The organism is Pseudomonas sp. 8O, assembly GCF_902506495.1.
GTDB lineage: Bacteria > Pseudomonadota > Gammaproteobacteria > Pseudomonadales > Pseudomonadaceae > Aquipseudomonas > Aquipseudomonas chaetocerotis.
This window is the reverse complement of record NZ_LR733264.1, coordinates 361,650-385,063: the sequence shown is the minus strand read 5'-3', so window position 1 is coordinate 385,063 and position 23,414 is coordinate 361,650. Positions and strand designations below refer to the sequence as shown.

Annotated in this window: 18 protein-coding genes; 11 read left to right on the top strand and 7 right to left on the bottom strand. The window is 57.7% G+C overall.

Going from position 1 to position 23,414, the window contains the following annotated elements; all coding sequences use genetic code 11:
* Nucleotides 1–11 precede the first annotated feature (11 nt).
* Entirely contained in the window at nucleotides 12–497 is a 486-nt protein-coding gene (locus GV002_RS04615; protein WP_160017262.1) for an FKBP-type peptidyl-prolyl cis-trans isomerase, read from the bottom strand.
* A gap of 11 nt (nucleotides 498–508) precedes the next feature.
* Here GV002_RS04615 and GV002_RS04610 point away from each other — a divergent pair, with 11 nt between their 5' ends.
* From GV002_RS04610 to GV002_RS04595, 4 genes are all read left to right on the top strand, one after another.
* Entirely contained in the window at nucleotides 509–793 is a 285-nt protein-coding gene (locus GV002_RS04610) for a DUF3565 domain-containing protein (RefSeq protein WP_160017261.1), read from the top strand.
* Complete coding sequence (locus GV002_RS04605; protein WP_160017260.1) at nucleotides 794–1,978, top strand: acetate kinase; 1,185 nt, start codon at nucleotides 794–796, stop codon at nucleotides 1,976–1,978.
* A 9-nt stretch (nucleotides 1,979–1,987) separates the two neighbouring features.
* The gene (gene pta, locus GV002_RS04600) at nucleotides 1,988–4,081 is read left to right on the top strand and encodes a phosphate acetyltransferase (protein WP_160017259.1); all 2,094 of its coding nucleotides are present in this window, start codon (nucleotides 1,988–1,990) and stop codon (nucleotides 4,079–4,081) included.
* 248 nt (nucleotides 4,082–4,329) lie between these two features.
* On the top strand, nucleotides 4,330–5,226 hold the full coding sequence (locus GV002_RS04595; protein ID WP_160017258.1) for an acyltransferase: 897 nt from the start codon (nucleotides 4,330–4,332) through the stop codon (nucleotides 5,224–5,226).
* Nucleotides 5,227–5,241: 15 nt separating this feature from the next.
* On the opposite strand, the gene GV002_RS04590 is transcribed toward GV002_RS04595, so the two are convergent.
* From GV002_RS04590 to GV002_RS04570, 5 genes are all read right to left on the bottom strand, one after another.
* Nucleotides 5,242–7,389 (bottom strand): putative bifunctional diguanylate cyclase/phosphodiesterase, encoded by a 2,148-nt coding sequence (locus tag GV002_RS04590; protein ID WP_160018875.1) that lies wholly within the window; start codon nucleotides 7,387–7,389, stop codon nucleotides 5,242–5,244.
* A 45-nt stretch (nucleotides 7,390–7,434) separates the two neighbouring features.
* The gene (locus GV002_RS04585) at nucleotides 7,435–11,151 is read right to left on the bottom strand and encodes a response regulator (RefSeq protein ID WP_160017257.1); all 3,717 of its coding nucleotides are present in this window, start codon (nucleotides 11,149–11,151) and stop codon (nucleotides 7,435–7,437) included.
* Nucleotides 11,152–11,397: 246 nt separating this feature from the next.
* Entirely contained in the window at nucleotides 11,398–12,054 is a 657-nt protein-coding gene (locus tag GV002_RS04580; protein ID WP_160017256.1) for an OmpA family protein, read from the bottom strand.
* Nucleotides 12,055–12,196: 142 nt separating this feature from the next.
* Nucleotides 12,197–12,865 carry an OmpA family protein gene (locus GV002_RS04575; protein ID WP_160017255.1) on the bottom strand — a complete coding sequence of 223 codons (669 nt, stop codon included), beginning with the start codon at nucleotides 12,863–12,865 and terminating at the stop codon, nucleotides 12,197–12,199.
* Between the two features lie 64 nt (nucleotides 12,866–12,929).
* The gene (locus GV002_RS04570; protein ID WP_160017254.1) at nucleotides 12,930–13,574 is read right to left on the bottom strand and encodes an MBL fold metallo-hydrolase; all 645 of its coding nucleotides are present in this window, start codon (nucleotides 13,572–13,574) and stop codon (nucleotides 12,930–12,932) included.
* Between the two features lie 167 nt (nucleotides 13,575–13,741).
* Here GV002_RS04570 and GV002_RS04565 point away from each other — a divergent pair, with 167 nt between their 5' ends.
* From GV002_RS04565 to GV002_RS04540, 6 genes are all read left to right on the top strand, one after another.
* The gene (locus GV002_RS04565; RefSeq protein WP_256667030.1) at nucleotides 13,742–14,737 is read left to right on the top strand and encodes a tyrosine-type recombinase/integrase; all 996 of its coding nucleotides are present in this window, start codon (nucleotides 13,742–13,744) and stop codon (nucleotides 14,735–14,737) included.
* 99 nt (nucleotides 14,738–14,836) lie between these two features.
* Nucleotides 14,837–16,051, top strand: a complete 1,215-nt coding sequence (locus GV002_RS04560) for a DNA cytosine methyltransferase (protein ID WP_160017252.1) — start codon at nucleotides 14,837–14,839, stop codon at nucleotides 16,049–16,051.
* Complete coding sequence (locus GV002_RS04555; protein WP_160017251.1) at nucleotides 16,048–17,055, top strand: hypothetical protein; 1,008 nt, start codon at nucleotides 16,048–16,050, stop codon at nucleotides 17,053–17,055. Before GV002_RS04560 ends, GV002_RS04555 begins: the two co-directional genes overlap by 4 nt.
* Nucleotides 17,052–19,067: a hypothetical protein gene (locus tag GV002_RS04550; RefSeq protein ID WP_160017250.1), complete on the top strand. Its 2,016-nt coding sequence runs from the start codon at nucleotides 17,052–17,054 to the stop codon at nucleotides 19,065–19,067. The genes GV002_RS04555 and GV002_RS04550 overlap by 4 nt, the downstream gene beginning before the upstream one ends.
* The gene (locus GV002_RS04545; RefSeq protein ID WP_160017249.1) at nucleotides 19,064–20,068 is read left to right on the top strand and encodes a hypothetical protein; all 1,005 of its coding nucleotides are present in this window, start codon (nucleotides 19,064–19,066) and stop codon (nucleotides 20,066–20,068) included. The genes GV002_RS04550 and GV002_RS04545 overlap by 4 nt, the downstream gene beginning before the upstream one ends.
* 55 nt (nucleotides 20,069–20,123) lie before the next feature.
* Complete coding sequence (locus tag GV002_RS04540; protein ID WP_160017248.1) at nucleotides 20,124–21,140, top strand: Abi family protein; 1,017 nt, start codon at nucleotides 20,124–20,126, stop codon at nucleotides 21,138–21,140.
* Between the two features lie 188 nt (nucleotides 21,141–21,328).
* Here GV002_RS04540 and GV002_RS04535 read toward each other — a convergent pair whose 3' ends face one another.
* Nucleotides 21,329–22,348, bottom strand: coding sequence for an AraC family transcriptional regulator (locus GV002_RS04535; protein ID WP_160017247.1), 1,020 nt, complete (start codon nucleotides 22,346–22,348; stop codon nucleotides 21,329–21,331).
* A 213-nt stretch (nucleotides 22,349–22,561) separates the two neighbouring features.
* Between GV002_RS04535 and GV002_RS04530 the strand changes: the two genes are divergently transcribed.
* On the top strand, nucleotides 22,562–23,407 hold the full coding sequence (locus tag GV002_RS04530; RefSeq protein ID WP_160017246.1) for a metal-dependent hydrolase: 846 nt from the start codon (nucleotides 22,562–22,564) through the stop codon (nucleotides 23,405–23,407).
* Nucleotides 23,408–23,414: the final 7 nt, after the last annotated feature.

Sequence of the window (23,414 nt, the reverse complement as noted above, 5' to 3'; positions counted from 1 at the left end):
TGACAGGCGACTCAGTGGTGGTGACCACCTTCGCCATGGATATGACCATGAGCCACTTCTTCTTCGCTGGCTTCACGCACGCCTACGACCTTGACCTTGAAGTTCAGGCGCTGACCAGCCAGCGGGTGGTTGCCGTCGACAGTCACGTCGTCGCCGTCGATATCGCGGATGGTAACGATCTGCATGCTGCCGTCCGGGCCCGAAGCGTGGAACTGCATGCCCACTTCCAGAGTGTCGACGCCTTCGAACATAGCGCGGCTCAGCGTCGCGACCAGCTCGGCACTGTATTCGCCGTAGGCTTCTTCCGGCTCGACGGAAACGTCCAGCTCATCACCAACCTGCTTGCCAACCAGGGCCTTCTCGAGACCGGCGATGATGTTGCCTGCGCCATGCAGGTACACCAACGGCGCGCCGCCAGCGGAACTGTCGATCACCTCACCGGCATCGTTGGTCAGGGTATAGTCGATGGAGACGGCCTTGTTGGCGGCGATCAGCATGGGGAGACCTTTTGCGAAAGATAAATGAACGGGCAAGTTTAACCAAGGCCAGCCTGGATTGCGACCCGAGCCCGGACAAACGGGCCGTGCGTATCGTTGATTTTCGTCAGGATGATCACGGCGACTGGGTGGCAGTCTTGTCTTGTGGCCATACTCAGCATGTACGCCACCAACCGCCCTGGCAGAATCGGCCCTGGGTACTCGATCCCGAGCAGCGCCAACTCAAGCAGGGAAGCCTCTTCCCGTGTGGCTGGTGCGCCACGGATCGATCGCACGATGAATCCAAGGAAGCTTAAATGTCTGCACGCAACATTCTGGTGATCAACTGCGGCAGCTCGTCGATCAAGTTCGCCCTGGTCAACGAAGCGCAGGAAATCTTCATGCTCAGCGGCCTGGCCGAGCGTCTTGGCAGCCCCGAGGCGGTGCTGCACTGGCAACAAGGCGAACAAAAGGACAGCCTGGTCCTGCCGGGCGCCGACCACCGCCTGGCCCTGTCTCATCTTCTACCTGTGGTACAGCAGGCCGCAGCCGGCGAACTGCACGGCATCGGCCACCGAGTGGTACATGGCGGCGAGCATTTCTCCGGCGCCTCTCGTCTGGACACCGCAAGCCTGCAGGCCATCCGCGAAGTCGCGCCGCTGGCGCCCCTGCACAACCCTGCCAATCTGCAGGGCATCGAGGCGGCGATGAAGCTGTTCCCGGACCTGGTCCAGGTGGCGGTGTTCGATACCGCCTTTCACCAAAGCCTGCCCGAACACGCCTACCGCTACGCCGTACCACAGGCGCTCTACGCCGAACACGGCGTGCGTCGCTATGGCTTCCACGGCACCAGTCACCACTATGTCAGCCGCAAGGCAGCGCAGATGAGCGACCTGGCATTCGACGCCAGCAGCTGGCTGGTCGCGCACCTTGGCAATGGCAGCTCCACCTGCGCCGTGGAAAATGGCCACAGCCGCGATACCAGCATGGGCCTGACGCCGCTGGAGGGCCTGGTAATGGGCACACGCAGCGGCGATGTCGACCCCAACCTGCACGGCCACCTGGCACGCACCCTGGGCTGGAGTCTGGAGCGAATCGACAGCATGCTCAACAAGGACAGCGGCCTGCTCGGCCTGTCCGGCCTGTCCAACGACATGCGCACGCTGGAGCAGGCCCGCGAGCGGGGCCATGCCGGCGCGACCCTGGCCATCGAGGTGTTCTGCTATCGCCTGGCCAAATCGCTGGCGGCGATGAGCTGCGCGCTGCGCCGTCTCGATGGCCTGATCTTCACCGGCGGTATCGGCGAGAACTCGACACTGATCCGCAGCAAGACCGTGGATCACCTCGGCCTGCTCGGGCTGCAGCTGGATGCCCAGGCCAATGCTCGCTGCGTACGCGGCGTCGCCGGTGCCATTCACGCCGACGGTCACCCGCGCGTGCTGGTGGTACCAACCAATGAAGAGCGGCAGATCGCCCTCGATACCCTTGCCCTGCTCGACTGAGGCTTTCTCATGCATACCTTCTTCATCGCCCCCACCGGTTTCGGTGTCGGCCTTACCTCCATCAGCCTCGGCCTGGTCGGCGCGCTGGAACGCAGCGGCCTCAAGGTCGGTTTCTTCAAGCCCATTGCCCAACCGCATGCCGGCGACCTCGGCCCGGAGCGCTCCAGCGAGCTGATCGCCCGCACCCACGGCCTGAACTCGCCCAAGCCGCTACCGCTCAGCCACGTCGAGCGCATGCTCGGCGACGGTCAGTTGGATGAGCTGCTGGAGGAAATCATCAGCCTCTACCAGCAGGCCGCCGCCGACAAGGACGTGGTCATCGTCGAAGGCATGGTGCCGACGCGCCACGCCAGCTACGCCGCGCGAGTCAACTTCCACCTGGCCAAGAGCCTGGATGCCGACGTGATCCTGGTCAGCGCACCTGAGGACGAGAGCCTCACCGAGCTGTGCGACCGCATCGAAATCCAGGCGCAGCTGTTCGGCGGGCCGAAGGACCCAAAGGTGCTCGGCGTGATTCTCAACAAGGTGCGCAGCGAAGATGGCATCACCGCCTTTGCCGAGCGCCTGCTGGAACTCTCACCACTGCTCAAGAGCCAGGACTTCCGCCTGCTCGGCTGCATTCCCTGGCAGGAGGAACTGAACGCGCCGCGCACCAAGGACATCGCCGAGCTGCTCGGCGCGCGCATCCTCAACGCTGGCGATTACGAGCAACGGCGCATGCTGAAGATCGTGCTCTGCGCCCGAGCCGTGGCCAATAGCGTGCAGTTGCTCAAACCAGGCACCCTGGTGGTGACGCCGGGTGATCGCGACGACATCATCCTCTCTGCCAGCCTCGCGGCGATGAATGGCGTGCCGCTGGCCGGCCTGCTGCTGTGCAGCGATTTCGCCCCCGACCCACGCATCATGGAACTGTGCCAGGGCGCCCTGGCCAGCGGCCTGCCGGTGATGACCGTGGGCACGGGCTCCTACGATACCGCCACCCACCTCAACCGCCTGAACAAGGAAATCCCCCTGGATGACCGCGAGCGCGCGGGCAAGGTCTCCGACTTCGTCGCCGGCCATATCGATCACGACTGGCTGAGCGCCCGTTGCGGCACGCCGCGCGAGCTGCGCCTGTCGCCCCCGGCCTTCCGCTACCAACTGGTGCAACGGGCCAAGGCTGCAGCCAAGCGTATCGTCCTGCCCGAGGGCAGCGAGCCACGCACGGTGCAGGCAGCCGCCATCTGCCAGGCGCGCGGCATCGCCCGCTGCGTATTGCTGGCCAAGCCGGAAGACGTGCATGCAGTGGCCCGCGCGCAGGGTATCGAGTTGCCGGAAGGCCTGGAAATTCTCGACCCGGATCTGATTCGCGGTCGCTACGTCGAGCCGATGGTCGAGCTGCGCAAGGGCAAGGGCCTCAACGCGCCGATGGCCGAGGCGCAACTGGAAGACACCGTGGTGCTGGGCACCATGATGCTGGCGCTGGACGAGGTGGACGGCCTGGTCTCCGGCGCCATCCACACCACCGCCAACACCATTCGCCCGGCGCTGCAACTGATCAAGACCGCACCGGGTTACAACCTGGTGTCCTCGGTGTTCTTCATGCTGCTGCCGGATCAGGTACTGGTCTACGGCGACTGCGCGGTGAACCCTGATCCCAACGCCGAGCAGTTGGCGGAGATCGCCCTGCAGAGCGCCGCTTCGGCGCAGGCCTTCGGCATCCCGCCGCGCGTGGCCATGCTCAGCTACTCCACCGGTGATTCCGGCAGCGGCGAGGAGGTAGAAAAGGTACGGGCTGCCACCCGCCTGGCCCGCGAGAAACGCCCCGACCTGCTACTCGACGGCCCGCTACAGTACGACGCAGCGGCCATCGAGAGCGTCGGTCGGCAGAAAGCGCCGAACAGCCCGGTAGCCGGTCGCGCCACGGTGTTCGTGTTCCCTGATCTGAACACCGGCAACACCACCTACAAGGCGGTGCAGCGCAGCGCCGACTGCATCAGCGTCGGCCCAATGCTGCAGGGCCTGCGCAAGCCGGTGAATGACCTGTCGCGCGGTGCGCTGGTCGACGACATCGTCTACACCATCGCGCTGACGGCCATTCAGGCGGCCGATCTGCCAAGCTAGAGAGGCCGTAGGGGTCTAGCAGAAAGCGCCGGCCAGAATAGCCGGTGCGCACGGTGCACCCTACGAGCCACCGAAACCCACGAGTCAGCACTGGCACTTGCAGGTCAGTGCACAACCGTTACCCTTGGCGCCGAACCTGCTCGCTGCAAGGAACGCCGCAGCTCTTTCGACTGATACGGGGCGCAGAGAAAGCCCCTTTCTCAGGCTGCCCGCCGGGCGTGCAGCCTGCTTATGGAGGCGTTCGCCCGATGCTGCACTTTCTTCCCGCGCCGCTGCGCGGCCTGATCGCGAGCCTGCTGCTGGCTCTGAACACCCTGTTCTGGTGCTGGCCGCTGTTCTTCGTCGCCCTGCTCAAGCTGCTGCTGCCGTTCGCGCCGATCCAGCGCGCGCTGCGCTTCGTCATGCACCGCATCGCCGAAAGCTGGATCGGTATCAACAAGTTCTGGATGCGCCTGGTTGGCCATATTGAATGGAAGGTTCAGGGGCTGGAGCGCTTCGATACCCGTCATTCCTATCTGGTGACCAGCAACCACCAGAGCTGGGTGGACATCCTGGTGCTGCAGTACCTGCTCAACCAGCGCATGCCGCTACTGAAGTTCTTCCTCAAGCAGGAGCTGATCTGGGTGCCGGTGATCGGCCTGTGCTGGTGGGCGCTGGAGTTTCCCTTCATGAAGCGCTTCAGCAAGGAATACCTGGCCAAGTACCCGGAAAAGCGCGGCCAGGACCTGGCCACCACGCGCAAGGCCTGCGCGCGTTACAAGACCAACCCCGTGGCGGTATTCAACTTCCTCGAGGGCACCCGCCTGACTCCTGCCAAGCATGCGCAGCAGCAGTCGCCTTTCAAGTACCTGCTCAAGCCCAAGGCGGGTGGTATCGCCTTCGTGCTCGACGCGATGGGTGAACAACTGCACGCCATCGTCAACGTCACCATTCATTACCCACATGGTGTGCCAGGCTTCTGGGACTTGCTCTGTGGCCGCCTGGATGCCGTGCAGGTGTTTTTCAAACAGGTCGAGATTCCGCGCGAATTCATCGGCCGCAATTACGATCAGGACGATGACTACCGTCTGGCATTCCAGCAGTGGGTCAATCGCCTGTGGGAAGAGAAGGACGCTGAGCTCGCCAGCCTGCATCAGCAAGCCTGAAACGTCCTGGGCGCTTCATTCACCGCGTGGTAGTGGCAGCTTGCTCCAGTCCAGTTGTGCCGGCACCTGCATGGCAGTGCTGGCCGACACACCCGGCGCCACCAGAAATCCTTGCATGATGCTGCAATGGTGTTGCGTCAACCACTCGCGCTGCTCCTGGGTTTCGACGCCCTCGGCGATGACTTCCAGCCCCAGATGACGCCCCAGATCGATGATGGTGCTGACCACTGCGGCGTCGCGCGGTGAGTCGAGCATGTTGGAGATGAACAGGCGGTCGATCTTCAGCGTGTCCAGTTCGAAATGCCGCAGGTACGCCAGCGACGAGTAGCCGGTGCCGAAATCATCGATGGCGATCTTCACCCCCAGCTTACGCAGATGACGCAGCTGCGCCTGGGTCAGCTCCAGATCCTGCATCAGCGCACTCTCGGTAACTTCCACTTCCAACTGGCTGGGCTTGAGACCGTGGGCGTCGAGTACACGCTGCAGGTCCGTCACCAGTTGCGGCATACCGAACTGCACCGGGCTGACATTGAGACTGAGCACCATGTCCTCACCGAACTGCTGCTTGAAGTCCGCCAACTGCCTGGCGCCCTCACGGAAGATCCATTCGCCAAGACGATTGATCAGGCGGGTTTCTTCGAGCAGTGGAATGAATACGTTCGGTGCGACAGTGCCCGCAACACGATGCTGCCAGCGCAGCAAGGCTTCGAAGCCGCGCAGGCGCCCGTTATCGAGATGGAACTGGGGCTGATAGACCAGCACGAAGTCATCGTTCTCGATGGCGTGGCGCAGGCTCTCTTCGAGCATCAGCCGTGAACGCGCGCGGCCGTTCATTTCTGGAGAGAAGAAGCGGTACTGCTGGCGACCGGCGCGCTTGGCTTCGTACATTGCCATATCGGCGGAGCGCAGCAGGCCCTCGACGCTCTGCCCGCACTCTGGAAAGCAGGCGATGCCAACGCTGGCGCCAAGGGTGAAATCCACACCATCGAGGGTGTGCCGAACCGAAACCAGTTCGATCAGCTTCTCAGCGACCTTGGCTGCATCCTCGGGATGGCCGAGGTTGTCCAGTAGCGCAGTGAACTCGTCACCGCCGATGCGTGCCAGACTGTCATAGGGGCGCAAGCAAGCCTTGAGCTGCTCACCAACACGACGCAGCAGCTGATCGCCGACATCATGGCCCAGCGAGTCATTGATGCGTTTGAAACCGTCCAGATCCAGGTACAGCACCGCGACCCGCTGACCGCTGCGTTCGATACGCGCCAGCGCCGATTCCAGCGCCTGATGAAAGCCACGGCGATTGAGCAGACCGGTCAGCGCGTCAGTAACTGCCTGCGACTCCAGCTGCGCGTGCAGATTGCGCACCACCGACATGTCCAGGGCGATAACCACCATGGCGCGCTGCTGCCGCGGTAGCGGCGAGCAGGACAACGCCGCGGGCAGGCAACCGCCCTTGAACGTGCGCATCATCGCTTCGTGTACGCGGTAGGTCGCCTCACGCTTGAAGTGCAGGTAGAACTCGGATTGCTGCCAGCCGTCTTCGCTGGCGGGATTCTTGAGAAACGACAGCAGCTCGACGCCCTCGAGATCGCCTACCTCGCCATCGAGCATCTGGGCCATGGCTGGGTTGGCGAACTGGATGCGACCGTCCTCGCCGACTACCAGGATACCCTCGGCGGCATTGGCCAGCACCGAGGCGTTGAAAGCTCTCGCTCTTTCCAGTTGCTGGGAAAGCGCCTGCAATTCGCAGCGATTGTGCTCATGCTCCAGCAGGCTCTGAATCTTGTGGCGCAGCACAGTGGGATCGAACGGTTTGAGCACGAAGTCCACGGCGCCAGTGCTGTAGCCTCGCAACACGGCATCGTGAGTCTGCGAAATGGCGGAAACGAAGATGATCGGTGTCAGCCTCGTACGCGGATTGCCGCGCATCAACCGGGCGACTTCGAAGCCATCCATGCCTGGCATCTGCACGTCGAGCAGCACCAGTCCGACATCCTCTTCGAGCAGACAGCGCAGAGCCTCCTCGCCGGAGCTGGCACAGCGCAGCTGCCACTCGCCATCTTCGAGCAGCGCCTGCATGGCCTCGAGGTTTTCCATGCGGTCATCCACCACCAGCAGAACCTGCCTGGCGGGTACGGCGGCGTTCTTGCTCTGCGCCTGGGCCATCGTCACTCCCCTATCCATCTGCCCTTGCACCAGTCACTCCTGCCATCAGGGTAGTCCATCGCCAGACGAAAGCATGGTCGGCATAGCCAACCAGCGCTCCAGCAGTGCCAGCAGCTCATCACGCTTGATCGGCTTGGCCATGTAGTCGTCCGCGCCCGCAGTGATGCATTTTTCCCGGTCGCCCTTCATGGCGTGAGCGGTGAGCGCGATGATGGGGATCACGCAGCCGTGCTCCTGCTTGAGAAGACGCGTGGCGGTGTAGCCGTCCATATTGGGCATGGCCATGTCCATCAAAATCAGGTCGAAGGGATCGCGCTGGTAACTGGCGATGGCCTCCAGGCCGTCCTTGGCGGAGCTGACACGCAGCCCCACTTCATCCAGCAGTGCGGTCAGCGCATAGACGTTACGCACGTCGTCATCCACCAGCAGGATGCGCTTTCCCTGTAACAGGTTGAGCCGTGCATGGGCCGGTTGCGGCGCCCGCACGTCAACGAGAAAGCCCTGAACCGCTTGGCACAGCGCGTCGGTGTCGTCGCCATGCTTGCGCACCACGACGGCGCTGTAGCGCCGCAGCCGTTGCAGGGTCTGCTGAGTAACGTCCACACCGGTGTTGATCACCACGCGCGTACCTTGAAACGGGCGCAACTGGTTCAGACTGTCGAGCAGGGCAAAACCGTCCTGATCCGGCAGATCGAGATCGATCACCAGCGCGCAGAACTGGCCCTGCGCATAGGCCTCGCGTGCCTGCTCACCATCGGAGCAGGCGATGACCTGAAAGCCCAGCTCCGTCAGTTGCTCGCGGTAGTGCTCGCGCTCTACCTCGACATCCTCCACCAACAACAATGCCTGCTCCTGTTGCGCGCCGTGCTGCAGCTCGATGAACACCTGCTCCAGTTCATCGCGACCGATGGGCTTGACCAGATAGCGCGTGCCATCGTCGTTCCAACCCACCGGTTGCGGAACGCAGGAAATGATGTGCACTGGCGTATGCCGATGAGTCGGCTGGGCGCGCAGACGCCGGAACAGCTGCCAGCCACTGAGATCAGGCAGCAGGATGTCGAGAATCACCGCATTGAACGACTCCTGCTGCAGCAGCCCCAGCGCCTGCAGCCCGGTGCGGCAATGCACGCTGGAGAAGCCGTGAGCATGAGCCTCCTCGGCGATCACAGCAGCGAAATTGGCATCATCCTCGATGATCAACAGTGGCGGGCCGTCACCGGCACGCAGCGGCCCCTCGAGCGGCGCTTCGACACTGAGTGAGCCAGCCTGCACCGGCAATCTGACGGTGAAGGTAGACCCCTGCCCCGGCGCACTCTGCAGGCTGATATCGCCATCCAGGGCGAGCACCAACTGACGGGTGATGGCCAGCCCAAGGCCGGTACCACCGAAACGCCGACTGGTAGAACCGTCGATCTGTTGAAAAGCCTGGAATACCTGCTCGTGCTGGGCCGGATCGATGCCAATGCCGGTATCACGCACGCTGAAGCAGAGCAGCTCGCGCTCATCCTCCTGGCGCCCCTGACTGCTGACGCTCAGCGTGACCTCGCCCTGATCGGTGAACTTCAGCGCGTTGGACAGCAGATTGCGCAGGATCTGATGCAGGCGTACGCGGTCGGTATGAATGACGCGCGGCACGCCGGCTTCCAGTTGGGTGTGCAGGCGCAAGCCCTTGAGCTCGGCCATCGGGCGCAGACTGGCATCGAGCTCCACCAGCACGTCCTGCATGTTGATCGGTTCCAGCTTGAGCTGCATGCGTCCCGACTCGACCTTGGCCAGGTCGAGTACATCGTTGATCAGTTGCAGCAGATCACTGCCGGCGCGGTGCACGATATCGGCGTGCTTGGCCTGCTTCTCGGTCAGATTGCCCGCCAGATTCTGGCGCAGTTGATCGCTGAGAATCAGGATGCTATTGAGCGGCGTGCGCAGCTCATGGGACATGTTGGCGAGAAACTCGGATTTGTAGCGGTTGGCCAACAACAGCTGCTCGGCCTGCTCACGCAGTTTCTGCTCGGCCGCCTTGCGCTCGCTGATGTCGATGACCACCGCCTGCACCAGGTTTTCATCGCCGCTGCGGATTGGCGACAGGCCGACCTCCAGAGGAATCATGCGACCTTCACGGTGCTGCCCGAACAGCTCGCGGTTACCGCCCATGCGGCGCGGTTCAGGCATAGCCTGGTAACCACGGCGCAGCGCCACATGACTGCCACGCTGCGCCGTCGGCAGGAGCATCTCCACCGGCTCGCCGAGCAACATCTGACGTTCGTAACCGAACAGCAGCTCGGTCTGTCGATTGACCATGGCGATACGCCCCAGGGCATCGACCAGCACGATGGCATTGGGCGACGCCTCGACCACCAGACGGAAGCGCTCCTCGGCCACCTTGCGTGCACGCAGGTCCACCAGGTTGATCAGGTAGCTGCTGCCCTCGTGCAGCGGATTGAGGCTGATACTGACCGGAATCGACTCACCGCGTAACGTGCGCACCATGCGTTCGTCACTCTCGGCCAACTGCTCCTGCAGGTCTTTCGGCGATTCGATATTGGGCAGCACGCGCAACACGGTCTCACCCGGCAAGGCATTGAGCGGGCAGTCGAACAGCTCGGCAGCACTGCGATTGGCCATTTCGATGCGGCCCCTGTCATCACAGAGCAGGGTCGCCACCGGCAGCCGTTCGACCAATAGACGAAAGCGCTCTTCGCGCTCGCGCAGGGCCACGGCAGCCCGTTCACTGATCTGCAACTTGCGCTCACGCTGATAGAGAAAACCGCCGACCAGAATCGACAGTAACAGCGTCGCAGCCAGCCCCGCCCAAAGACCGAGCATGCTGCTGCGATCAACCAGGCTGCGTTCGTATTCAGGGGTGCCGATCACCTCAAGCGCCCAGGTGCGGCCATACAGGGATAACTCCTGCTGACTGCGAAATCTCGGCTGCCAACCATTGGTCTTGGTTTCACCACTTATCAGCTGCAAATCGGTCGTCTGCAGGTCTTTCAGGATGATGTCGAACAAACGGCTCTGAGCGCCAAGAATCCCATCGATCAGGTCATGACTGCGAAAAGCGCCATGTACCATTCCCAGCAATGCAGAACGACGTTGCTCGACGGTATTGACGGGTAAACCCGGACGAAACACCGGCAGGTAGAGCAGTACGCCAGACTGCACGTTTACATCGACCTCCTGACGCAGTATCAGCGGCGCGCTGAGGCTGGCTTCGCCGGTCTCGACACTACGCTCGATAGCCGTACGCCGCACTGTTTCGCTGAGCATATCGAAGCCAAGCACGCGACGATTACGCCAATCCACGGGGCTGACGTAATCAATGGGTAGATAATGCCCACGCTCACCGGAAGGGAAGATCTGATAGTCGAGGCGACCGTCAGCAGCTACCTCGGCGGCGAAGTCAGCCAGTTGCTCCGGCAGCAGATAACGTGACCAGGCCACGGCCTGAATACCGGGATAGCGATCCTGAACCTGCAACTGATCCAGAGCACGTTCCCACTCGACGAGCGAGACCTGATCACTGCCTATCATCAGACCGGATACGCCGCGCAAGACCATCTCGTATGTGCGCATACGCGCAAGCACCCGCTGGCTTACGTCCTGAGCCTCCAACTGAAAGCGGCGGTAACTGTCCTCGTCCTCACGCTCCTGCAGAGTATTCCACTGCCAGAAAATCAGGCCACCCAACCCCAGTAGCAGACCAAGCGCAACCAGCAGCGGCGTCCAGGGCCTTGGCGGCTGCTCGACAGCTCTGTCGTCCATTCGCTCTCCTTCGGTCATCCAGAACCAACGCGCACGGTGCATCCGCACGCGGACATCACAGAACCACAGCAAGCAGTCTAGTCAGGTTTTGAATGAGTGGCCTTTTGCCAGAAGGGACACGACGGGCGGTCACGAACATGGCCGTAAACGCCTTCTGACACCTCGGCGAAAACGTCCACAGAGGTGAATGTCAGCGACATAAAAAAGCCTCCCAAAGGGAGGCTCTCATTACAACGTGGCGAGCTTTTAAAGCGGACGCAGGTTGATCTCGACACGACGGTTCTGCGCACGACCAGCATCGGTGGCGTTGCTGGCAATCGGCTGGCTCGGGCCGGCACCGTATGCAGAGATGCGCTGACCCGGCACACCATTGGCGCTCAGGTAGTTGGCCACGCTCTGAGCGCGACGCTGCGACAGGCTCTGATTAAGCGCCTGCGAACCGGTGCTGTCGGTGTGGCCAACGATGTTCACACCGTTCTTGTTGAACTCCTTGAACACCAGCACCAGCGAATTGAGGGTTGGGTAGAAGCTGCTGGAGATATCCGCCGAGTTGCTGGCGAAGGTGATATTGCCCGGCATGATCAGTTTCAGGTCATCGCCGTTGCGTTGCACCTGCACGCCAGTGCCCTGCAGGGTCTGCCGCAGCTTGGCCTCCTGGGTATCGACGTAATAGCCGTAACCGCCACCGGCGGCACCACCGACAGCCGCACCGATCAGCGCGCCTTTGGCGCGATCCTTCTTGCTCGAAGTCGCAGCACCGATCACCGCACCAGTCGCTGCGCCGATCCCCCCATAGATACCGGCTTTGCCGGCCTGGCTTTCGCCGGTGTAAGGGTTGGTGGTACAGCCGGCCAGCAAGGCCATGAGCGCAGTTGCTGCGATCAGATTACGCCTGGTCTTCATAAATTTTCCTTAGGATTTCTTCTGGTATCGGGCAGACATGCCGCAGACTTCGAGCCGCCAAGGCGCGGTGAAGTTCCGCCCAAGCTTATCAACCTGTGGATATCAGAACTGCGACGCAAAGCAGATCAGCCCGATACGTACCTTACTGCACGCCTGGCAGCGGTCGCAGTGTCACTTCGACACGGCGATTCTGCGCACGCCCTTCGACGGTAGCGTTACTGGCCACTGGCTGATCCGGCCCCATACCACGAGTACTCATGCGGCTGGGGTCGACCCCTTGCGCCAGCAGATAATCGGCCACGCTTTGCGCACGACGCTGCGACAGCCCCATGTTGTGGCTATGCGAGCCGGTGCTGTCGGTATGCCCGACCACCTCGATACTGTTCTGGTTGTACTGGCGGAAGGAATTGGCCAGGTTGTTCAGCGGCTGATAGAAGCTGCTGGCGATCTGCGCCGAGTCGGTGGCAAAGGTGATATTGCCCGGCATGATCAACTGAATCACATCGCCCTGGCGCTGCACCTCGACGCCTGTGCCCTGCATGCTGCGACGCAGTTCTTCTTCCTGCTTGTCGGCGTAATAGCCGTAACCCGCCGCTGCGGCACCGGCCACCGCAGCACCGATCAAGGCGCCCTTGCCGCGATTGTCATGGTTGATCAGCGCACCGGCAGCCGCACCGGCCAACGCACCGATACCACCGTAGGTGGCGGTACGGTTGGAGCTCGGCGCGCTCTGGTCATAAGGGTTCTGCGAGGCGCAGCCGCTGATTAGCAGCGCGGACGAGCAGAGGGCAATCAAAGAAAGGCGGAACATGAAGGAATCTCCATGAACGGTGGATGATGGCTCTTTGAGTTCCAGCGCGGCCATTAGTGCCCTGTCACGCGCGAATAAAGGGGTTCTCACGCATTTCATCACCGAGGCGGGTATCCGGGCCATGGCCGGTGACCACGATGGCGTCCTCATCGAGGCGGTACAGGCGCTGCTTGATCGAACGTTCGATAGTGGCGTAATCACCGCCCCAGAGGTCGGTACGGCCGATGCCGCGACGGAACAGCGTGTCACCAGCGATCAGCAGCTTGGCATCCTCGAACCAGAAACTCATCGAACCCGGCGTGTGCCCGGGTGTATGCAGCGCCACACCGCAGCCGCAGGCCAGCTCCTCGTCATCGGCCAGCCAGCGATCCGGCGCCGGCACGGGCGTGTAAGGCACGCCGAACATGCTGCACTGCATCTCCAGATTGTCCCAGAGGAACTGATCTTCCTTGTGCAGGTGCAGCGTGGCACCGGTCTTCTCCTTCATCTGCCCCGAGGCAAGAAAGTGATCGAGGTGCGCATGGGTGTGGATGATGCTCACCACCTTGAGGCCATGAGCCTCCAGACGCGCCATGATCAGATCGGGATTGCCACCCGGATCGACCACGATGGCCTTCTTCGTAATCGGGTCGCCGATGATGGTGCAGTTGCACTGCAAAGGGCCGACAGGGAAGGTTTCTCGTATTAACGCAGCTTTTGCGGCTTCCATGGGTGTTCCTGTAGGGTTAATGGCACATTTTTGGCACAGTGCGATTGACGATGGCGACGATCAGGAAGAAAGGCCTATACCAGTGGCACGCCCAAATCAGGCGTAAAGGGTGGCCCCAACAGACCCGCACTTTCAACACCCAGGCAGAGGCAAAGGCTTGGGCAACAATGATCGAGCGCGAAATGGACGCCGACGTATTCGTCAGCCGCAATGAAGCGGAATCGACCTCCGTCGCCAAAGCCCTGGAGATGTACGCCGAGCAGGTGACTAGCAAGAAACGCAGTAGCGATTCCGAGCTATCACGCATCCAGGCCCTGCAACGCCACCCACTGGCCCTGAGATCGCTGGCCAGTATTCGCGGCGCCGACATGGCCAGCTACCGCGATCAACGTCTCGCAGAGGGTCTGGCAGCGGCTACAGTACGCCGTGAGCTTGCGTTGATATCCCATGTTTTCACCATCGCGCGTAAAGAGTGGCGCATGGAGTCCTTGAGCAACCCCGTGGAGCTGATTCGCCAACCCAGTGTTGATGACGCCAGGGATAGACGCATTTGGAGCGCAGACGTTTGGACACTGCGCGACGGCAAACTGATTTGCGAGCACCTGGATGAGCTGGAAATAATCTGCCGCCACTCGCGCTCGGCCGAGCTGCCGAAGATCGTCGCCTTCGCCGTGGAAACGGCGATGCGCCGAAGCGAGATAACCGGCCTGCTGCGCAGCAACGTAAACCTGGTCAAGCGGGTTGCCCTACTGCCCATGACCAAGAACGGAACCGCCCGTGGCATCCCCCTATCCAGCAAGGCGGTGGAGATACTGGAAAGTCTCACCAAACGCGACGACGGCCGCTGTTTTAGAAGCCGGCCGGACTCAATCACCAAGGCTTTCGCGGACGCCATCGTTGATGCACGCAGCGCCTACGCACAAGGGCTAAGCCTTCATCTCAAACAGAAAAAGCTTTCCCAGGCCAAGATCGACAAGAAAATCAGCGACGATCCGTATCTGCTGGATCTGCGCTTTCATGACCTGCGCCACGAAGCCACCTCACGCCTGGCCGAGGTATTTCCGCTGCATGAGCTGACCAAAATCACCGGACACCAAGACACACGGATGCTGATGCGCTACTACCACCCAAGGACGGAAGATCTTGCCCGGAAGCTTACCTAGGCGAACACGTCTGGGCCCAGACCACGCAGGCCGGTATACTCTCGACCAAGCTAATGCGCGCACACTTTTTGCCGCCCCACCAGACACTATGAACTCGAAATGATCTCAGAAGCCCAAGAACAAAAAAGCAGCCTAAGTTTTTTAAGCCTGTTCTCAGGCTGCGGAGGACTTGACCTCGGGTTTATCCAAGCAGGCTTCGGCCCTATTGCAGCATTCGATATATGGCCACTTGCAGTTGAAAACTACCGAACCAATATTGGTGACCATGCTCACGTCTGGGATCTATCCAACGGGCAACTACCAAGTGAACTTTATTGTGATGTGGTTGTTGCTGGCTCGCCATGCCAAGGTTTCTCTACTGTAGGGAAGCGGGACATTGATGACCCAAGAAACCACCTACTCCAATCTGCCGTGAAAATCGGAATAAACGCGAAACCCAAAGCAATGGTTTTTGAGAATGTACTAGGAATACTACAGGGCGACCATAAAGCCCACTGGGATCGCGCGCACGCTCAATTAAACGCCGCCGGCTACAAAACCAGCACACTCATAATAGATGCGCGAGACACTGGTGCCCCCCAGTCCAGAAAAAGAGCCTTCCTAATAGCCTGGGAAAAGCATTTCGAGCTAACACCGGTTATTGAAAAGCAGAACCATTCAACTTTGGGCGATGCACTAAGAAATGTTTCCACTCTCGCCAACCATGAACCCAGATCATTATTGATCGATGGCTCAGAATACAAAATTGCAACCAAGATAAAACCCGGACAAAAGCTTTGCAACGTTAGAGGTGGCGAAGCATCAGTACACACATGGAATATTCCTGAAGTGTTCGGAGATACCACACCTGAGGAAAGGGAAATTCTACAGTGCATAATGAAATTACGACGAAGAATTAGAAGGCGATCTTTCGGCGATGCAGATCCTGTGACACCGCGAGACGTGTATCTAAATCTGCAAAGAAAAGTCACAACTGACATCAAGTCCTTAATTAAAAAAGGATACCTCAGAAAAATTGAGGACTCTGTAGATCTAACTAACACGTTCAACGGAAAATACCGACGCCCTCTCTCGAACGGCGCATCACACACGGTAGACTCTCGCTTTGGGGACCCCAGATGCTTCTTGCATCCAAACGAGCACCGCGGCTTCAGCGTAAGAGAAGCCGCTCGCATACAGAAGTTCCCCGACTCATATGTCTTCCACGGACCAATTGACGAGCAGTTTCGCCTCGTGGGCAATGCCGTCCCCCCTACGATGGGGTTTGCAATTGGAAAAATGATTAAAGACGCACTCTCAAGGGAACATAAATGACAAGCACCCTTGATACAATTGAAAAATTACAAAGAGAGCACCACCCAATATATGAAGGGCGCGCCGCACGAGCAAGCAGGTTACGCGGACTATACGAGACACTCGCCGCCCACCTTTTTCACCAGTTCGAACCCACCAAGAAAATATCTCCACGCGTCAGCAGAGACTTCATGGTTCGACTAAACACTTGGCTAGATTGTTTTGAGTCAGATGAAGACATCTGGAATGCATTTAGATCCATCGAATACTTATTTTTTGCAGGCCAACAGGAGTTCGAAGAGCTTTATCGCTGCGCCAGCGAACATATAATAAAGCCATGGATTATCGATCTAGCCAGGATCGATATATTCAGCGAAGATGCCTCGAAAGCCCTTAACCTCGAGCTCAAAGCCACTTGGCCATGCCCAGTAACTGACAGCCTAAGAATAAATGGCTTCCTGCATATAACCGGCCTTGAAGGGCAAAGCCTTCGACCAGACTGGCTTAGCCTTAAGGAACTCGCCAGCCCAGAAAAGATTGAAGCTTATCGCAACAGCAAAGGAATTAAATACCTGGCGCTTCTTGAAGACTTTGTCGGATCAGGCGGCCAGCTTTGCCGCGCATTAAAGTTTGCATCAGCCAACTTTAATGGCCCAATTATTGTAATACCCCTAATTATTTGCGCTCCCGGCGATAGGGCAGTAAAAGAGAAAATCGCTGAACTCCAAAATCCAAATATAACCTACAGGCCCGTTTCAATCCTGAGCGACTCATGCTTGGTCGGCCCGACCCCCACCCCTGGCGAACCCAACCTCTTCCCAAAACTAAGGACAACATTAAAGTCAGGGTACGAAAAAATGGAGTCATCTCTAGACGGCGATGAGTTTGGATGGAAAAAAATCGGCAGCCTTGTAGTAATGTATAGTAATTGCCCCAATAACACGCCACCCATATTCCACCAGACAAGTGCAACCTGGAAGCCTCTATTCCCAAGGTCTGAACGAGAACTAAAGGTAGTCAAATGAATCGATTCGACAACCCTTTCCACGATCTTTGGGTAACAGAAATACTTGCACCTAACGATTTCGTAAAAATGTTCAGCCCGATAATTGCCTCTGACTCAGAGGTGCTATTTGGAACAGGGAACGTTGTCATTAAAGGCCGCCAAGGCAGCGGCAAGAGCATGCTGTTAAGCTTACTCAATACGAGAACGAGGGTAGCTTACTCTAGATCAGGGCAAAAATATCCAGCACCAAACAACTATAAATCCTTTATAGCGGCCGGCGTACACTTAATCAGAGATAACGCCCGAATAGTTGCTTCTAGACTATCAGAACAACCCATTGAAAAAAGGCAGCACTGGGCAGCCACAACATTTGCCGACTACATCAATTACATATTAGTGCAAGATCTTATAGCGAATGTGAAGTACTTAGCTGAAGAGCAAATGGTTGACGGAGTTCTTAAGGACGAACTCCCCGTCACCTGGACCCAAAAGTCAAAGCAGGTTCTAACCAACAAAATCACGTCCTCCCCCGCTTGGTATGACTACCTTCAGGGCTGCCATGATTTTGAGCAAATAGAAAAAAAGATAAGCAGTCGAATAACGGAATATAGAAAGTACTTCAATTTTAACGTAGACGAACTTCCCCCTGAAGTAGAGTCTACCAAAACTGACATCGGTGAGCCTGCTGCGGCCTTAGCAGAAGCCCTAAGGCAATCAGGTGTAATCCCTGAAAACACCCTTGTATACTTACGAATTGATCAGCACGAAGAACTGTACGAGCTAGAAAGATCGTCTGGAAATTCCAACATCTTCCGCCAAGTCATTAATAGGGCTCTAGCCCTCAGGGATGGTCGTGTAGCCTATCGTGTCGGGACTCGCCACTATGCATGGAACTCAGACGTTTCAGTCTGGGGAAGTGGTGCCCATCTTGAAAACATGCGGGATTACTCGATAGTAGATATTGATGAAATACTCAAAAGACATGAGAACGCATCTCTCGGAATATCATTCAGCGACTTTGCAACGGACGTTTTCCACCGAAGACTAACCGCATATGGATTTAACATAGAGAGCATCAGTAAAGAAAAACTCCTTAACGCAGTCTTTGGGAAAACATTAACCCCAACGGAACGCGCAAAAATATACGCAAAGGAAAAGCCACCACTTTTAAACATACCAAGTAACTGGTCAAAAGAGTGGAAAGAAGCACTTGAAAAAACTTGGCGCACTGACCCTCTAGACGCAAAGCTTGGCGAAGTCTGGCTCAGGCAAAGAAAACAGCAAAAAGAGAAAATTTATTTATTAAGCGACCTAGATAAAATTCTTACCTGGAAAGAAAGAGCATACTGGAAAAAAGAAAGAAACGAAGCAGCCTTAGTCCAAATTGCAGGCGACGCAAGAGAAATGCTAATTTGGAGTGGCGAAAGACATATTATTGACCTATCTGGATGGAACATTCTTGCATTCATGACCATATGCAGAGCGATTTGGGCTGCATGGCTAAGAAGCACACCAGACGAAGAGCTTCAAAAAACAAGCCTGCCATCCATCGATATGAATAAGCAAGTAATTGGAATCTACGAGGCCAGCAGAATATGGGCCGAGAAATTAAGAGAAGGAACTGATGGAGATAAACGCTTAGCCTTCATAACGGCTATTGGCGCATGGCTCTCATCAGCTATTCGAAATGATCGAGCCCTATCTAACCCCGGCCACACAGGATTTTCTCTATACAAGAGTGAGTTCGAGCAATCAAACACATTAACATACTTATTAAAAAGTTGCAGAGATCAAGGTGATCTAATCGAATCAGAGCACACGACAAAAAGCCCTGACGGCATGCCTAGAATTAAGTGGTACCTTAACCCTTTGCTATGCCCGTATTTTCGCATACCGCATGTTAGAACAAAAGAGCCTATTTATACTTCAACCCAAGAGCTTACTGATGTACTCGCGGGGAAAAACACCAACTCAAAAGATAGAAAATCAGAAGACGCTGATCCACCTGTACAGAGCGAGCTTTTTAAATGACTACGTCGGCCGCTAATATACGCCCCTGGGGAGATATCGATTGGATACTACCAAAAGTCGGCGTACGTCAATGGAAAGGGCTGTTTTGCGCATCTTTTGAACCAAGATGCACAGCCGTAGCGGAATGGCTTTCTGACAAAGAAAACACACAAGAACACTACTGCTTAAAAATCTCAGACCCTGACAACCGTTTCACTGCTGAAATCAATAAAATCATAAAAACCCACGAAGGTAAAATTGCGAAATCACTTACCAACCGACTTGAGATAATTGAAGCAAGCTTGTTATCAGAGGCAAGCGTATGGAATAGAATTATTTCTAACGTAGCATCAGAACCCCAATCTTCAATACTCATCGACATAAGCTCCCTTCCTAAAAGATTCTTTTTATTTGCAATAAAACGCCTGTTAGCCAACCAAAATGTCAAAGACTTGGTTGTTTGCTATACGCGCCCCGAAGGTTATAAAGAAGGCCAGCTAACTGAAGACGCAGAACCACCAGCGGCTCTTCCTGGTTTTTCTCGCATAGAATCTGCCGGTGGCGACTCTACCGCTGTCATAAGTGTAGGATACATGGCATTTAATCTTGCCGAGCTACTCGAACAGCATCGCGGCAAATCACCAAAATTTCTATTCCCATTCCCACCAGGCTCCCCAGGCTTCAGAAGAAGCTGGGCTTTATTACACGAACTCGCACCAAACCTTGAATATCAAACAGAAATAAAAAGAATACATGCAATGGACATGTTTGCGGCATTGGACTGGATAATAAGCATCGGAAAAGAGACTGCGCACAACATTGATTTGATTCCGCTAGGACCAAAGCCTCACGCCCTAGCGATGGCGCTTGCTTTCCCGGCCTTAGGAAACAGAGCAGAAATTATCTACTCACAACCCAGGCTTTATCATCCCGACTACTCTCACGGAATACTTAAAAACCCACTAGGAAAGCCAGACATAACCACTTACTGCCTAAAGAGAAACCATACCAATTTCGTGTAACCTATTCTAACGTTTGTAATAAACCCATAACCTTTCAGATAGTGCCCAATCTGCCATGTCCAACCAACCCCAGATATATCCAAAACCTTGGAAAAGCTACCAGGAACAGCTCGACCAACTAATCGCTCGCGGTATGACCGTCACGGATAATGCCAAGGCATTGGATTACCTGGAGCGCATCGGATATTACCGGCTAAGCGGCTATTGGTTTGCCTTCCGCGAACGAACAGAACTCTGTTGTCCGCTCGATCCACATAACGGGAAAAAGCCCAAAAAGGTCAAACAAGACCGACTACCGCTCGACGACTTCCGCCCAGGTACAACCTTTCAGAATGCTGTCGACCTGTATGTGTTCGATAAGAAACTGCGGCTGCTCGTCCTAGACGCACTGGAGCGCGTTGAAATCGCCCTTCGCGTCGACATTTCCCATGGTCTGGGCAAGCACCATAAGTTCGCCTACCTGAAGCCGGAGCTGTTTCACGAAAGTTTCTCCAGCAAGCTGGATAGCAAGACAGGGCTGACCAAATATCATGGCTGGTTGAGCAAGCATGCGGCGCTGATCAACCGCTCCAAAGAAGATTTCATACGCCACAACAAAGACAAGTACGGCCTCCCCTTGGCCGTTTGGGTGGCGTGTGAAGTTTGGGATTTCGGCACGCTGTCTACGCTATACGATGGCATGACCGAAGCGGATCAGGACGCCATTTCGTCGCAGTACAACATCAGCAATGGCCGCATCTTCGCCAGCTGGCTGCGCAGCCTGAACTACCTGCGCAACGTATGCGCACACCATAGCCGGCTGTGGAATCGCAACATCGTTGATCAGCCGAAACTGCCGCCAGTGGGTCAAGTACCTTCACTGGCAGCGTTTCATAACGATCCTCAGCGGCAGGCGCGTCCCTTCATGCTGCTGTGCATGACCCAACACCTGATGAAAATCATCAATCCCTCATCGAGCTGGGGTGCACGGCTGAAAGCGTTGCTGGAAAATGACTTTCCAAACCTGACACACCTGGGTCTTGGGCTTGATCGGATGGGCGTGGACGATGACTGGAAGGCGAGAGATTGGTAAATCGCAGGTAATAAAAAACCCCTGAGCAATCTCAGCGCCGGAGCGCATCAACCGACAGGGGCCGTGTTACTGACAATTATTAGGCAGCTACGCCATTGCGTCAACTGCTGCCTGGCGCCACCTTAATCTCAGCGCGCCGACATTCCGCTGCACACCTGAGAACTGCAGTCATCCATACAGACCTCTCCTCATTCCTCAGCGCGGTAATCGCCGGGCAGTTTGCCGGTCCATTTGCGGAATGCACGGCGGAAGTTGGACGGGTCACTGAAACCCAGCAACTGGGCAATTTCATACAGCGGCAAATGCGTGGTGGTCAGGTACTGCAGGGCCAGGCGCTTGCGCACGTCGTCGAGCACCTGCTGATAGCTGGTGCCCAGCTGCGCCAGGTGCCGGCGCAGGCTGCGGCCGCTGGTATGCAGGGCACCAGCGGCGCTTTCCAGGTCGGGAAAATCTCCGGGACGCGCCAGTAACAATCGGCGCACCCGCGTGAGCAGGCCATCCTGCACATCGAGGCTGGCCAGCAGCGCTTCGCACTGCTGCTCGCACATCTGCACCGTGGCCGGGTTGGCCAGCGCCATGGGCCGTAGCAGGTAGTGGCGGGGCAAGCGCAGCCAGTGCCAGGGCTGTTCGAACTGCGCGGCCACACCGAATACCTCGGCATAGCGCTCAGCGTAGTCCGGCGTGGGATACGCGAAACCAACGGCCAAGCCCCGCAACTCTTCCCCCACAAGAAAGCGCGCAATGGTATGGATGCTGGTCAACAGGCCCTCGGCGGCGAAGCGCGATTGCGCCCCCATGGGAAAGGACTCGAGCGCACGCAACTGCATATCCTCCTCTTGCTCCACCAGTTCCAGCTCGAATGCCAGGCCGAGCACCCGGTAGTACTTCAGGGCGAACTGCAGCGCCTTGCCCAGGTTGGCACTGGACAGCACTGCGTAACCGAGTATGCCGTGGGTCGAGACGTTCAGGCGCTGGCCCAATACCAGGCCAAGCGCCGGTTCGCCGCAACGCTCCAAGGCGGTCTGCGTCAGCAGATGAAAGTCGAGAAAGGACAGTCGACCATTAGGACTGCCAAGCACTTCAGGGCGGACCCGTGCGGCAGCAAACATCTCGGCACGCGCCAGGCCGAACTCTTCCGCCAGCGCCAGCAATGCCTCGGCGTAGGCCACGGGAACCAGTTCGGCGGTGAAGTTGAGGGCTTGTTTCATGAGTTCGTTGTTCTGGTGACTGGCCGCAAATGACCTTCTCGATTGCGAACCTTAGCTCAGCGAATCCATGCTCGTTGCCCTGCTGCTGCCCCAACTTTCTACTGGAATAACGCACTGGCCGGATATGACTGTCACCTTGGCTGTTACGAACCTGTGCCCAGCGGCGCATGACGACCATAGTGGGAACCCGTCAAACAGCACGATGGAGTTCTCATGGCCAGCACTACACCGGAAGGATTGCAGATTCGTCCAAGACACATGGATTTCGATCTGCCCAACCCGCTGCCGCGCCACTGGAACGGCGGCGATGCCTTCAAGACCCATTTGTTCGATGCCATGTCGGTGTTGTTTCCCGACGGCGAGCGTTTCTTCATCGACTCGGTGCGCCAGTTCCGCGACCGCATCGACGACCCGGTACTCGATGAACAGATTCGCGGCTTCATCGGCCAGGAAGGCCATCACAGTCGTGAACATCTGGAGTACAGCCAGCGCCTGCGCGACCTGGGCTACAACGTCGAACGCATCGAGAAACGCGCCCGGACGCGCATCCGCTACACCCAGAAGAAGTTCTCGCCACAACGCCAGCTGGCTGCAACCGCAGCGTTGGAGCACATCACCGCGATCATGGCCGATGGTTTGCTGAGAAATGACGCGTACATGGCCGATGCTCATCCGGCCTTGGCTCGTCTGTGGCGTTGGCACGCGCTCGAGGAGACCGAGCACAAGGCGGTGGCTTTCGACGTCTACAACCAGGTGTGCGGCAGCCGCAAACTGCTGCGCCGGGCAATGCTCATGGGCACCTTCTTCTTCGTGCTCGATACCACCCGTGGCCTGGCACACATGCTCAAAGTGGACGGTCTGTTGTGGAACTGGCGCGTCTGGCGTGACGGCATCCGCTGGATGTGGGGCAAAGAAGGCGTGTTCCGCCCGCTGATCAACGCTTATCTGGACTTCTTCAAGGACGGCTTCCATCCCTGGGAACACAACAACCTGGATCTGCTGCACGCCACCCGCGAGGAGTTTGACGGTGCCCCGTTGATTCAGGCCGGAGCCGCCTGAAACGCAG